Genomic DNA, 12,353 nt, shown 5'->3' on the forward strand with positions numbered 1-12,353 from the left:
GGATCGGCTGGCGGCGTCATCGCCGTGCCTTAGCCACCCTCTGGGCCGTATCTTAGCATGCGTGCCGCACCGGATGGAACGGTGTCATGGTTTGAACGTCCAATAGCGGCCGGCCACCGTATCGACGGGGTCGAGAAAGCGCTGATCGGCGCGCGCATGGTTGCGTATCAGATAGAACATGTCGGACAGGGCGGAGCGCTTTTCCGCAAAATACGCATGTTTCATGAAGCTCGTGTCGACCCCGGTGGCGTCGATGGTTTCCACGCCCGCCACGATCAGCATGCCGGCGCCGCTGTCGCCCGCGCGCGCGTAGCCGTGCACGGCTTTCGAGGCGGCCAGGGCCAGGTCTTGCGACGAGGCATACAAGGTGACGGGGTTGCGCGCGCCGGCCAGTTTTGGCGCGATATCGTGCTTGAAGACGGCGGCGTCGATATCGGGCGCGGACAGGATGATTTCCGTGATCTTGTGCGCCAGCTGCGGCTGCGCGGCCAGCAAGCCGGCCACGGCGCGCGCCAGGCCCCGGCTGCCCATGCTGTGTCCGACCAGATACACTTGCGCCGCCTCCGTGCTGGCGAGAAAGTCGGCCAGGAAGCTGGTAATGTGGGGCGTGCTCCACTCGATATTGTTTTCATCGATGGTGTAGGCGGCCAGGTCGCCGCGCGAAGGCCAGCTGTAGAACACGGGCGCGCCGTCAAAGCCCAGGTCGTAGGCCATCTGTCCCGTGCGCCGCGCCGCATCCTCGAAAGTCACGTGATAGCCATGCACGAAGACAAAGGCGCTCTTGCCGGCCGATGCGCGGATCTGCGTTTTCAATGCGGCAAAAAAATTGTCGCGGTCCTGCACCTCGGCGCTCAGCAGCACCACGTGCTTGGCCGGGTCGTCGCGAAATTCCAGGCGCCACAGCGACGGCGATTCCAGCTGGCCCATGCGGTGGTCGCGGGGGATGCTGATGTCACAGCTGCCATAGCTGAGCGGGCCATCGCCGCCGCCATTGCCTCCCGTGATGCTGCGTTCGCCGCTGAAGCGCTGCGCCGGCGGCTTGCCCACGTCGCGCTGGCGGTCCGTGGCGAAATACACTTTGACGACGGCATAGTTCGAGACGACGGCGCTCTTGTCGGCCGGCGCGGGCACGGCTTCCACGTCGGGGACCTGGGGGAAGGGCCGCTGCAGAGAGTCGAGCAAGCCTTGCGCGGCAAACAGGGTTTCCATGTCATCGGACACTTTCGCGCTGGACAGGGCGGCCGACAAGGCCAGTTGCAGCCGGGCATCGACAGGGTCAGCTTCCAGCGCGGTGATGGCGGCGAGGATGGCGGCGGCGCTGTCGAACTTGGCGATGGCCTGCATGAGCCTTTGATAGTGGCTGGCGACGGCCTCGGGCGCGTGGCCGGGCGCGCCATGTCCGATGGCCGCCACGACGGCGGAAGTGATCAAGTCCATGCGCAAGCTGCCTTTCGTTCAATATGGATCGAATGTCAATCCATATTGCCATAAAAGCACGCGAAAAGCGACTTGTCCAGCGTCACGCGCAGCGGGCGCGTCACCGGTCAATGCTGCTTGTCGTCGCTGAACTGCTGCGCCAGCGATTGCAGGGGCGCTACTGTCAGGCCGCCGCGGCTCACATGCTCGGGGATGGCCACGCGCACGGGCTTGCTGTGCATGTTGGCTGACGACAGCACGTTCGTCGTGGTCTCCGGCGCCGCGTTCCACACGGGATCGACGATGCCTTCGAACACCTGTTTCAATTGCTCGCCCCAGGTGTCGCGGATCATGCGGAAATACTGGTTCTTTTCATCGATGGTGACGAAGCGCGTGACGGCCAGGCTGCCCGTCTCGTAGACGAGCAGATCGAGGGGCAAGCCGACGGAAATGTTCGAGCGCAGGGTCGAATCCATGGAAATGAGCGCGCACTTGGCCGCTTCGTCCAGGCGCGTGAACGGATTGATGACCCTGTCGATGATGGGCTTGCCATATTTCGCTTCGCCGATCTGGAAATACGTGTTTTCATCGTGCGATTCGATGAAATTGCCGGCCGAATACACCTGGAACAAGCGGCAGCGCTCGGCGCCTATCTGGCCGCCCAGGATGATGCTGACATTGAAATCGATGCCGCAGTCGGCCAGGGCCTTCGCTTCGCGCAGGTGCACGGTGCGCACGGCTTCGCCCACGATGCGCGCCGCGTCGTACATGCTGGCCACGTTCCAGATGCTGCGCCCATCCGCATCCACGTGTTCGGAGACGATCTGGCGGATCGCCTGCGAGATCGACAGATTGCCGGCCGTCATCAGGACCAGCATGCGGTCGCCCGGGTTTTCGAACACGCTCATCTTGCGGAAGGTGCCCACCTGATCCACGCCGGCGTTGGTGCGGGAGTCGGACAGGAAGACCAGGCCTTCGTTGAGGCGCATGCCTATGCAATAAGTCATCGTCGTAAATCAAGTCAAAAGGGGGTGCATTCTACACCAGCCGGACCGTGCCACCTGCTGGCAAGGCCCTGCCAGCCTCATTCTCGCTATGTCATACAGGCACAATCTGCACATCGACCCGTAGCGTTTCCGTGCCGCCGCCCTGGCGCACGCCGCGCACGGGGGCGGCCGAATCGTAGTCGCGTCCGATGGCCAGGCGGCAATACGCATCCGTCATCAGCCGCGCATGCGTGACGTCGATGCTGACCCAGCCCGCGAAATCCGTGTCTTGCGTCCAGGCGTCGATCCAGGCGTGGCTGGCCGCGTGGCCCGTCGTGCCCGGATCGATATAGCCGGACACATAGCGGGCCGGGATGCCCCAGGCGTGGCAGCAGGCCAAAAACAGGTGGGCGTGGTCCTGGCACACGCCGCGCCCCAGGGCCAGCGCGTCGCCGGCCGTGGTGGTGACCATGGTGGCGCCGCTTTCATACGCCACCTTGCCGACGATGTGCTCGGCCAGGCGCAACAGATGGCCCGTGCCCGCCGTCACGCGCCGGTCCGGCAGGCTGGCGGCGCTGAGCTCCAGGATGGCCGGATCGGCCTGCGTCAGCGGCGTTGGCATGGTAAACAGCAGCGGCGAGAGCGTGTCGATCAGGTTCAGCCGTCCCTTGTGCGGGTAGATGGTTTCCACCACGCCATGCGCCACCAGGCTGAGCGACTGGTGGCTGCCGCTGATCGTCAGCATGTGCGACAGATTGCCGTAGGCATCCGTGTAGGCGTGGCAGCGGCCTGGGGTCGTGATTTGCCAGGACAGGGCCCGCTGCTGCGGCTCGATGCGCGGCGTCAGGTGCAGCTGCTGGATGGTGTAGGCCAGCGGCGCACTGTAGGCGTAGTGGGTTTCGTGGCGAATGGTGAGTTGCATCAGGCCGCCAGGGGAACGAGGAAGTCGCGGCTGACCCGGTTGCCCAGGTCATTGATGTTTTCCAGAAACTCCGTCAATGTATGGTGCAAGCCAGCCTTCATGATGTCGTCGATGTGGCCGAATTTCAGCTCCGCGTGCAGCTTGCCCGCAAACCGTTCCGTATCGGCGGACACGTCGTTGCGGATATGCTTGAGATTTTCCACCACATCATCCATGCAGGCAAGCAGGGAGCGCGGCATGTCGCCGCGCAGCATCAGCAGTTCCGCCACCCGTTCCGGGGTGATCACGTCGCGGTAGACCTTGCGGTAGATCTCGAAGCCGGAAACGGAACGCAACAGGGCTGCCCAGTAATAGAAGTCGCGCTGGGCGATGTCTTTCGAGGTGTCGCGCGCGCCGTGGAACTTCACGTCGAGGATGCGCGCCGTGTTGTCGGCCCGCTCCAGGAAGGTGCCCAGGCGGATGAAGTGGATCGCCTCGTCCTTGAGCATGGTGCCTAAAGTCACGCCGCGCGACAGGTGCGAGCGGTATTTGACCCATTCGAAGAAGGCGCTGGGGTCCGTTTCCAGCAGATTGCTTTTCAGGCGCTTCTGCATGTCGAGCCAGGTGGCGTTCTGGATTTCCCACACTTCCGTCGTCAGGGTGCCGCGCACGGCGCGGGCGTTTTCGCGCGCGCCCGTCAGGCAGGCGAGGATGGACGACGGGTTGTTCGGGTCGCGCACCATGAAGTCGAGCACGTCGCGCGTGTGGAAGCGGCCATATTTGTGGTCGTAGGCGCTTTGCAGCTCGGAAATGCCCAGGGTGGCGCGCCAGCCTTGCTCCGCGTCCTGCTCGGACTGGGGCAGCATCGACGTCTGCATGTTGACGTCGAGCATGCGCGCCGTGTTTTCCGCCCGCTCCGTGTAGCGGGCCATCCAGAACAAATGATCGGCGGTGCGGCTCAGCATGTTTTCTCTCCTGCAAAAGCGGATGTGGCTTCGAGTACCCAGGTATCCTTGGTGCCGCCCCCTTGCGAGGAGTTGACCACCAGCGAGCCTTCGCCGAGCGCCACGCGGGTCAGGCCGCCGGGCACCATGGAGATCGTCTTGCCGGACAGCACGAACGGACGCAAATCGATGTGGCGCGGCGCGATGCCGGCGTCCACGTACGTGGGGCAGGCGGACAGGGCGAGCGTGGGCTGGGCGATGTAGCCGCCCGGATTGGCCAGCAGGCGCTGGCGGAAATCCTCGATCTGCGCGGTGCTCGACGCTGGTCCCACCAGCATGCCGTAGCCGCCCGCGCCATGCACCTCCTTGACGACGAGTTTTGCCAGGTTCGCCAGCACGTAGGACAAATCGGCGCTCTTGCGGCACTGGTAGGTGGGTACGTTGTTGAGGATCGGCTCTTGCGACAGGTAGAATTTGATCATGTCGGGCACGAACGGGTAGATCGACTTGTCGTCGGCCACGCCCGTGCCGATGGCGTTCGCCAGGGTCACCCGGCCGGCGCGGTACACGGACAGCAGACCCGGCACGCCCAGCGAAGAATCGGAGCGGAAGGCCAGCGGATCGAGGAAATCGTCGTCCACGCGGCGGTAGATCACGTCGACGCGCCTGGGGCCGCGCGTGGTGCGCATGTACACGGAATTGTCGTTGACAAACAGATCCTTGCCTTCGACCAGTTCCACGCCCATTTGCTGGGCCAGGAAGGCGTGCTCGAAGTAGGCGGAGTTGTACATGCCCGGCGTCATGACGACGACCGTCGGGTCATCGACGCCCATCGGGGCGACGGAGCGCAGGTTGTCGAGCAGCATGTCCGGGTAATGGTCGACGGGGGCGATGCGGTTGCGGGCGAACAGTTCCGGGAACAGCCGCATCATCATCTTGCGGTCTTCCAGCATGTAGGATACGCCGGACGGCACCCGCAGGTTGTCTTCCAGCACATAGAACTCGCCCTGGCCCGCGCGCACGATGTCGACGCCGGCAATGTGGGCGTAAATGTCGGAGGCAACGGCAATGCCCTGCATTTCCGGGCGGTACTGGGCATTCTTGTAGATTTGCTCGGCAGGAATGATGCCCGCCTTGATGATGTTTTGCTCATGATAAATATCATGGATGAACATGTTCAAGGCTTGCACGCGCTGCACCAGGCCCGTCTGCATCTGCGCCCATTCGGCGGCGGGGATGATGCGCGGGATGGTGTCGAACGGAATCAGGCGTTCCGTGCCGGCATCGTCGCCGTAGACGGCGAATGTGATGCCGACCCGGCGGAACGTCAGGTCGGCTTCGGCCCGCTTGCGGGCGATGGTCTCGGGCGATTGCTGCTCCAGCCAGCTGCTGAATTCACGATAGTGTTCACGTACCTTGCTGTCCGTCCCCACGTCATCTGCAGTCATTTCATTGAAAAAATTTGCCATGTTGTGATTTCCCTTGAGCCGTGTCTATGCATAGCTCAGCAGGAAGCGTGCCAACAGGGTGGGCGTGAACCGGTGCAAATATGACCATTTTTGTGGCGTCGCGCCGCCACTCGCACCAATTCGGTGCGCTAGTTGTCACTCTTGGGGACGTCGGCGGGCTGGACGAAGGGGCGGCAATCGACTGGCACGTCGAAGATGAAGCTGGTGCCCGTTTCAGGTGCGCTGTCCACGGCGATGCTGCCGCCGTGGCTTTCGGCCACATTCTGCACGAAGGGCAGGCCGATGCCCCAGCCTGGCGCGGGGCTGTCGTTCTCGCGGCGCAGGTAGTCGAAGATGCGTTTTGCCTGTTCCGGCGCGATGGCGGGGCCGCCATTGTGGACGGTGACGATCAGGCGTTCGTGGACCGCTTCCACATGCACCTTGATGGGCGCGTCGTCGCCATACTTGAGGGCATTGCCGAGCAGATTTTCCAGCGCGCGCCGCAGCGAGTTCTCGCACCACCAGCCAATGACGGATTGCCCGCTGACCTGGCATTTGTCCGGCCGCTGCAAGTTGACCTGGCCAGCCACGGCGCGCACCAGCGGCAGCACGTCGAACTGGCTCAGCACCAGTGGCAACTGCTGGCCCTGGTGGTAGCTGAGGCCATCGAGCAATTCCTCGATCATGCTGTCGAGCCGTTTGCTGTGCTCGGCAATCTTGTGCGCCAGCAATACCACCCGTTCCGGGTCGGTTTGCCTGAGCAGCAACTGGGCGCTGGTGCTGATCACGGCCAGGGGGTTGCGCATGTCGTGCGACAGACCGGCCGCGATGCGGCGCTGGAAGCCTTCGTGCATGCTGGTAAATTCGCGTATCGATTCGCGGATGCCCACGTCGATCGAGGCGTTGATCACTTGCCATTCCTTGCCCCGCAAGGTAATGCCGCTGTCATGCGCGACGGCGGCGAAGCAGTCGCGGAAAATCTGGTATTCCTGGATCACTTGTTCCGGGCCGTAATTGGTCATGCGCGCCCGTTCGTTGCCATGCACGGCAGGAACGTTGCTGTTGCTGGTGGCATTGTCGCGCGGGTGGCCCGGAGTCAGCGCCTCGGCCAGGTTGTCGAAAAAGGCGGGCAAGGTATTGGTGAGGATGGGCGTGAGCAACTGATCCGCGCCGCGCACACTGGCGCGCACGCGCTGTTCCCAGGCGCTGAGGACGGCGTCGCGCATGGCAAAGATGCGCTGCGCGCGTTGCAGTGGCGCCCGCGCGCTGGCCTGGCGATCCGCCTGATGATCCGTGGCAATATTCACCTGAGCTCCCTCACAGGAATGGCTATGCTCATAATAGTATGCGCCTAATCCACCGCCAGGGAAACGCCTTATTGTCCAGTATCTGCCTGCCGCAGGGCCGCATGCAGGCGGGAAAGCGAGGCTGACCACTCGTCCAGGGAAAAGTTTTGCGGATCGTCATGACCGTTCGCAAAGCCCGTATCGAGCACGGCGTGGAAAGCGGGGATCAGCCACCTGCCCTTGCGCACGCTGGCAGCCATATACAGCAGGGCCAGCCGCTCGTATTGCGCGGGCGTAAAGCCGGGATCGGGCGCCAGGCCATCGTTGCCCTTGCCGCCGCCGGGCACGGAGTTGCGCGGCTGCACCAGTTCCACGTGCAGGAACAGGCCCGTCAGCGACGGCTTGTCCTTTTCCAGCTTGCTGGCATAGCTGGCCGTGCCAAAGTCGCGCACTTGCAAGGAGCCGCCCAGGCGATTCACGTAGACGTGGCCTTTCGGACCGCCGCCATGGGCGGGATTGCGTAGATTGAAATCGTTGAAATCCCAGCCGGCGTCGTTGATGTGGACGGGAATGGGGGCGGCAAGGAAATTCGGGTAGCTGGTGTCGTGGATGACGAAGTAGCGCGCCATCGGTGCGGCCAGCCGGCCCACGGCGCGCGACAGGGGGGCGTCGACGGCGCCGCCCACGTCCTTTTCAGCGATACCGTGCGCGGCAAGGTATGTGCGCAACTGGGCCGCTTTCAGCGTGGTTTTCTTGCCGACATGGCTATCGAGAAACTCCGGCAGCGGCGCGCTGGCGCCCAGCCGCGCATATAACTTGACGGGGCGCAACAAACACGTGGCTTGCGCCCGCGCATCACCCTTGAAACCGCTTTTCCAGGCGGCATACGGGCAGGCGGCTTGCTTCTGGGCAGCGGCGGGCAGGGACAGGCACAGCAAGAACAGCAGGGCAGGGAGACGTTTCATGCGGGTATTGTCGCCGAAGCGCCGCTTGCGGCACAGGCGCGCACGCGAAACCGCCCAAGGAAGGGGCCGTTTCGCGCAGGCGGGCAGAGGCTGCGTTAAAACGCCACGCTGGCCGACACGACCACGGTGCGCGGCGCGGCCAGCACCAGCGAACCAATATTGAAGGACGACACGGCCGACGACCAGTAATTGCGGTCCGTCACGTTGTCCACGCGGGCGCGCAAGGTCACGTCATGGCCTGCCACCTGCGTCAGGTAACGCGCGCCGATGTCGAGACGGGTCCACGATGGCAGGCGCTTGGTGTTGGCCTGGTCCGCATACTGCGTCGAGGTGTAGATGGTGCGGGCGTTCAGGCTCAAGCCTGGCGCGCCGGGCAGATCCCATTCGCCGCCCACGCTCATCTGCGTTTGCGGTGCGCCGATGGGTTTCTTGCCATTATTCGTGGCCACGTCGGTATTGCTGAGCTTTGCATCGAGCCAGCTCAAGCCACCCAGCAGGCGCACGCCCTGCATCGGCGTGCCGAAGATCGACAATTCCAGGCCACGGTTGCGCTGCTCGCCATCGAGTTCGGCCCGCTTGCCGACCACGGCCAGCAGGGGCTTGGCGGTGCTGAACAGGGCGGCGCTCATGCCCAGCTTGCCACCGTCATACTTGACGCCGATTTCCTTTTGCTTGGATTTGTACGGCGCAAACACGTCGCCCATGTTGTCGACATTGCGCTGCTGGCCGTCTTCCACGTACGTTCCCGTGGCCGCCGGGCCCTTGACCAGCGCCTCGATGTAGTTGGCGTACAGCGACACGTTCCGGTTCGCCTTGAAGACGATGCCAGCCACGGGTGTCGTGGCGCTCTCGTCATAGGCCTTGCCTTGCGGCGCCGACGTGTTGTAGTCGTAGCCGGCATCCTTGATCTGCTGGCGGCGCAAGCCGACGGTCAGCAGCAGCTTGTCGTCCAGGAAGGCCATGGTGTCGGCCAGGGCATAGCTGCTGAGGATGGTTTTCTGGGTGATGCGCGGGTCGCTCATGATGCCGCCCGTGTACGGCGTTGTCGGCGGGGGCACACTGACCGGCGCGTCTATATTGGTGGCGAACTTGTCGCCGATGGCGTACGCATTCTTCGCTTCATTCCAGTGCCCCGACCAGCTGGCCACCAGGGTGTGCTCGACGGCGCCTGTCTTGACCTTGCCGCGAATGCCCAGCTCGCCCGTGCGGATTTCCTGCTTGCGGGCATTGTCGAAGCGCGACACCGTGGCGTCGCCATTGCTTGAGGTCAAGGATGGCTCGGCCAGGCTGTTGGCTTCCTTGGTCGAACGGGAGCCGAATGCGGCCCAGGCCACGACATCCTTGGCCAGGTCCACTTCGGCGCGCGCCGTGCCGAACACATCGTGTTCCTTCGAATAGCTCCATGGCTGGGCAAAGTTCTTCGAGGCATCGGGCGCGGATGGCAGCACGGCCACGCTGCCAATGCCGACCGATGGACGCGGCGATGTCAGGTTGAAATTCTGGTAGCCGGCATCGGCCGACAGGCGATAGCTGCGGCCGCGGTAGTCGAGGCCCACCGAGAACATGCCCACGTCGTGGTCTTCGCGCTGGATACTGGTCACGCCCTGGCGCTTGGCGGCGTTCACGCGCACGCCGAATTCCTGCTGTTCGCCAAAGCGGCGCGCCACGTCGATGGCCGCATAGGCGTGGCCGCCCGATTCCACGCCCACGGTCAATTCCGTCAACGGCGCATTGCCGGCGCGCTTGGGCATCAGGTTGATGGCGCCGCCGATGCCGCTGCCGCCCGGCGCGGCGCCGTTGAGGAAGGCGCTGGCGCCACGGAACACTTCCACGCGCTCGAGCAGTTCCGGCGATACATATTGGCGGGGCAACACGCCGTACAGGCCGTTATACGCCACGTCGTCCGAATCGAGGGCGAAGCCGCGGATCACATACACTTCCTGGAAATTGCCATAGCCGCGCGACATGCGCACGGCCGGGTCGCTCTGCAGCAAGTCGCCCACGCTGCGCGCTTGTTGGTCGGCAATGAATTGCTGCGTGTAACTGGTGCTGCCGAATGGCGCGTCCATCATGTCCACGGCGCCGAGGATGCCCATGCGCCCGCCGCGCGCCACCTGGCCGCCCGCATACGCCTTCGACAAACCTTCCGCCGAGGCGTCGGCCGAGGCATTCACGACCACTGTGGGCATGCTTTGCGCGTCGCCGGCCGGCGTGGCGGGCGTGGTTTGGGCGTGGGCGGCGGCGCTGGCCAGCAGGAAGGCTGCCAGGGCGAACGGGGTAGGGGCGAGGTGGAAGGGGCGCATGGTGTTGTTGGGATATTAATGAGAATGATTATCATTATATTCCAGCGTGGCGCACTGCGTGGGAAAGTGTGAGAAAGTGATCAATCTGTCGCCATGTGTACAACACCCGGCATGCGAGGGTACTGAAATCTGGCGAAAAAAGGCGCGCCGAACGATACCTTGTGGATTTATTAATGCCTAAGCTTAAGTTTCGCTAGAATGGACCATCGCGCCCGGCGCCCACAGGAAACCGCATGTCATTGCACCGCCATCCACAGTCCGCTTCCATGCGCATGCGCATATGGCGGGGCTTGAGCTTGAGAAGCGCGGCCGTCGCGCTGATCCTGGCCATGCACGTGCTGGGCCTGTATTTTCTGCTGCTGCCGGCGCGGCAACTGAAGCAATACACGGAAGTGGCGTTCATGACCTTGCTGCCGCCCCGGCCCACGCCGCAGGCGCCGCCGATGGCCTTGCCGCTGCCGATGCCGGCTCCCTCGCCGCGTGCGCGGGTCCAGGTTCCGTCCGTCGTGCCTGACCTGCCTGCCGTGACGGCGCAAACCATTACCGTGCCGGCCGAAGAATTGCCCGCAGCACCCGCCACGGCGCCGTCCGGTGCAGACTTGCGCACGCGCGCCCGGTTGGCTGCAGGCGCCGCCGACAAGGCCGTGCGTGGCGAACTGAAACAAGACAAGCCATGGCTGGCCGCAGCCGACCTGAAGAGCGAAAGCAGCTTCCAGAAGCTGGTCGCCTCGGCCTGGCGCGGCGGCCCCGTCATCCGCGTGGAGGAATTCCTGACGGCCGATGGCCGGCCCGCCACGCGCGTCGTCAGCGCCGGCGGCGCCACGTGCTTTGGCATGGCCGAGAATCCGGGCGCGGGCGCCGACCCGTTCAAGATGGGCGGCAAGGTCAAACGCGTGCCTTGCCCGGGTTGATCCGGATTGAAGGCTGTGTAGGTCAGATGAGCGCAGCGTAATCTGACATGCTGCGTGGCGGCGCCTGTCGGCTTACGCCCGTTGGGCTAAGCCGACCTACGATTGAATCGGGTCGCCCCACGCACGCAAAGACCGTGCGGAGGACCGGATTTTAGGGGCTGTAATAGGGTTTGCCATTCCCGCTAGGGCCTCAAATATGCTAAGTTGCGTCTGCAAATCTTGCCGACACCAACGGACGCCCATGCTCCCCGAACTCCTCATCCTCGCCCCCAGCCCTTCGGCTGCCGTCAACGCGCAACTGGAACAGCAATATTGCTGCCACCACGCCTGGCAAGTGCCGGCGGACGAGCGCCACGCCTGGCTGGCCGAACGGGCGCCGTCCATCCGCGCCGTCGTCACGACGGGCGCGCTGGGCTTGAACGCCGCCGACATGGCCCTGTTACCAAAGCTGGAAATCATCGCCGTCAATGGCGTCGGCCTCGATGGCGTGGCGCTGGACCTGGCCCGCGCGCGCGGCATCGCCGTCACCACCACGCCGAACGTGCTGACGGACGACGTGGCCGACGTGGCGCTGGCCTTGCTGCTGGCCAGTGCGCGGCACATCGTGGCACTCGACCGTTTCGTGCGCGACGGCGGCTGGGAACGGCGCGAGGCCATCGCGCCCGCCTCCAGCCTGCGCGGCAAGACGGCCGGCATCTTCGGCTTCGGCCAGATTGGCCAGGCCATCGCGCTGCGCCTGGCCGCCTTTGGTGTCAACGTGCGCTACTTCCAGCCGCGCGCCATTGCCGGCACCAGCGTGCCGCGCGCGCAATCCCTGCTGGCCCTGGCGCAGGAAAGCGATTACCTGATCGTCTGCGCGCCGGGCACGCCGGCCACGCGCCAGAGCATCGACCGCAGCGTGCTCGACGCGCTCGGTCCGCAAGGCACCCTGATCAACATCGCCCGCGGCGCCCTCATCGATGAAGACGCCCTGATCGCCGCCCTGCAGGATGGCCACCTGGGCGCGGCCGGCCTCGATGTGTTTGCGGACGAACCGCGCGTACCAAACGCCCTGCGCGCCTTGCCGAACGTGGTGCTGACGCCGCACGTGGGCAGCCTGACCGTGGAAACACGCCATGCGATGGGGCAGCTGGTGGTCGATAACCTGGCCGCGCACTTCGCCGGCTTGCCGCTGCACACGCCCGTGCCCTGAC

At 64.5% G+C, this 12,353-nt stretch carries 10 protein-coding genes; 2 read left to right on the top strand and 8 right to left on the bottom strand.

Annotated features, from left to right (window positions below):
* Positions 1-84: 84 nt before the first annotated feature.
* The 8 genes from AC54AF_RS01310 to AC54AF_RS01345 all read right to left on the bottom strand — a co-directional run bounded on the left by AC54AF_RS01310 (position 85) and on the right by AC54AF_RS01345 (position 10,249).
* Positions 85-1,437: an alpha/beta hydrolase gene (locus AC54AF_RS01310; RefSeq protein WP_496634776.1), complete on the bottom strand. Its 1,353-nt coding sequence runs from the start codon at positions 1,435-1,437 to the stop codon at positions 85-87.
* A 107-nt stretch (positions 1,438-1,544) separates the two neighbouring features.
* Positions 1,545-2,423 carry a proteasome-type protease gene (locus AC54AF_RS01315; RefSeq protein ID WP_128141527.1) on the bottom strand — a complete coding sequence of 293 codons (879 nt, stop codon included), beginning with the start codon at positions 2,421-2,423 and terminating at the stop codon, positions 1,545-1,547.
* A gap of 91 nt (positions 2,424-2,514) precedes the next feature.
* The gene (locus AC54AF_RS01320; protein WP_496634778.1) at positions 2,515-3,324 is read right to left on the bottom strand and encodes a transglutaminase family protein; all 810 of its coding nucleotides are present in this window, start codon (positions 3,322-3,324) and stop codon (positions 2,515-2,517) included.
* Positions 3,324-4,268 (bottom strand): alpha-E domain-containing protein, encoded by a 945-nt coding sequence (locus tag AC54AF_RS01325; protein WP_496634780.1) that lies wholly within the window; start codon positions 4,266-4,268, stop codon positions 3,324-3,326. Before AC54AF_RS01325 ends, AC54AF_RS01320 begins: the two co-directional genes overlap by 1 nt.
* Positions 4,262-5,716 (bottom strand): circularly permuted type 2 ATP-grasp protein, encoded by a 1,455-nt coding sequence (locus tag AC54AF_RS01330; RefSeq protein WP_496634782.1) that lies wholly within the window; start codon positions 5,714-5,716, stop codon positions 4,262-4,264. The genes AC54AF_RS01325 and AC54AF_RS01330 overlap by 7 nt, the downstream gene beginning before the upstream one ends.
* Before the next feature lie 128 nt (positions 5,717-5,844).
* Positions 5,845-7,002, bottom strand: a complete 1,158-nt coding sequence (locus AC54AF_RS01335; RefSeq protein ID WP_496634784.1) for a sensor histidine kinase — start codon at positions 7,000-7,002, stop codon at positions 5,845-5,847.
* 68 nt (positions 7,003-7,070) lie between these two features.
* Positions 7,071-7,946: a hypothetical protein gene (locus AC54AF_RS01340; protein WP_496634786.1), complete on the bottom strand. Its 876-nt coding sequence runs from the start codon at positions 7,944-7,946 to the stop codon at positions 7,071-7,073.
* 95 nt (positions 7,947-8,041) lie between these two features.
* Positions 8,042-10,249, bottom strand: a complete 2,208-nt coding sequence (locus AC54AF_RS01345; protein ID WP_496634788.1) for a TonB-dependent receptor — start codon at positions 10,247-10,249, stop codon at positions 8,042-8,044.
* A gap of 233 nt (positions 10,250-10,482) precedes the next feature.
* Here AC54AF_RS01345 and AC54AF_RS01350 point away from each other — a divergent pair, with 233 nt between their 5' ends.
* Both AC54AF_RS01350 and AC54AF_RS01355 read left to right on the top strand, forming a co-directional pair.
* Positions 10,483-11,160: a hypothetical protein gene (locus tag AC54AF_RS01350; protein ID WP_496634790.1), complete on the top strand. Its 678-nt coding sequence runs from the start codon at positions 10,483-10,485 to the stop codon at positions 11,158-11,160.
* A gap of 241 nt (positions 11,161-11,401) precedes the next feature.
* On the top strand, positions 11,402-12,352 hold the full coding sequence (locus AC54AF_RS01355; RefSeq protein WP_496634792.1) for a 2-hydroxyacid dehydrogenase: 951 nt from the start codon (positions 11,402-11,404) through the stop codon (positions 12,350-12,352).
* Position 12,353 lies beyond the last annotated feature (1 nt).

Source organism: Janthinobacterium sp. JF4 (assembly GCF_059617925.1).

What these genes read in the sequence shown, in the direction of transcription:
- AC54AF_RS01340 (WP_496634786.1), bottom strand. Translation starts at nt 7,946, where the DNA reads ATGAAACGTCTCCCTGCCCTGCTGTTCTTGCTGTGCCTGTCCCTGCCC.
- AC54AF_RS01350 (WP_496634790.1), top strand. Translation starts at nt 10,483, where the DNA reads ATGTCATTGCACCGCCATCCACAGTCCGCTTCCATGCGCATGCGCATA.
- AC54AF_RS01330 (WP_496634782.1), bottom strand. Translation starts at nt 5,716, where the DNA reads ATGGCAAATTTTTTCAATGAAATGACTGCAGATGACGTGGGGACGGAC.
- AC54AF_RS01345 (WP_496634788.1), bottom strand. Translation starts at nt 10,249, where the DNA reads ATGCGCCCCTTCCACCTCGCCCCTACCCCGTTCGCCCTGGCAGCCTTC.
- AC54AF_RS01320 (WP_496634778.1), bottom strand. Translation starts at nt 3,324, where the DNA reads ATGCAACTCACCATTCGCCACGAAACCCACTACGCCTACAGTGCGCCG.
- AC54AF_RS01310 (WP_496634776.1), bottom strand. Translation starts at nt 1,437, where the DNA reads ATGGACTTGATCACTTCCGCCGTCGTGGCGGCCATCGGACATGGCGCG.
- AC54AF_RS01315 (WP_128141527.1), bottom strand. Translation starts at nt 2,423, where the DNA reads ATGACTTATTGCATAGGCATGCGCCTCAACGAAGGCCTGGTCTTCCTG.
- AC54AF_RS01355 (WP_496634792.1), top strand. Translation starts at nt 11,402, where the DNA reads ATGCTCCCCGAACTCCTCATCCTCGCCCCCAGCCCTTCGGCTGCCGTC.
- AC54AF_RS01325 (WP_496634780.1), bottom strand. Translation starts at nt 4,268, where the DNA reads ATGCTGAGCCGCACCGCCGATCATTTGTTCTGGATGGCCCGCTACACG.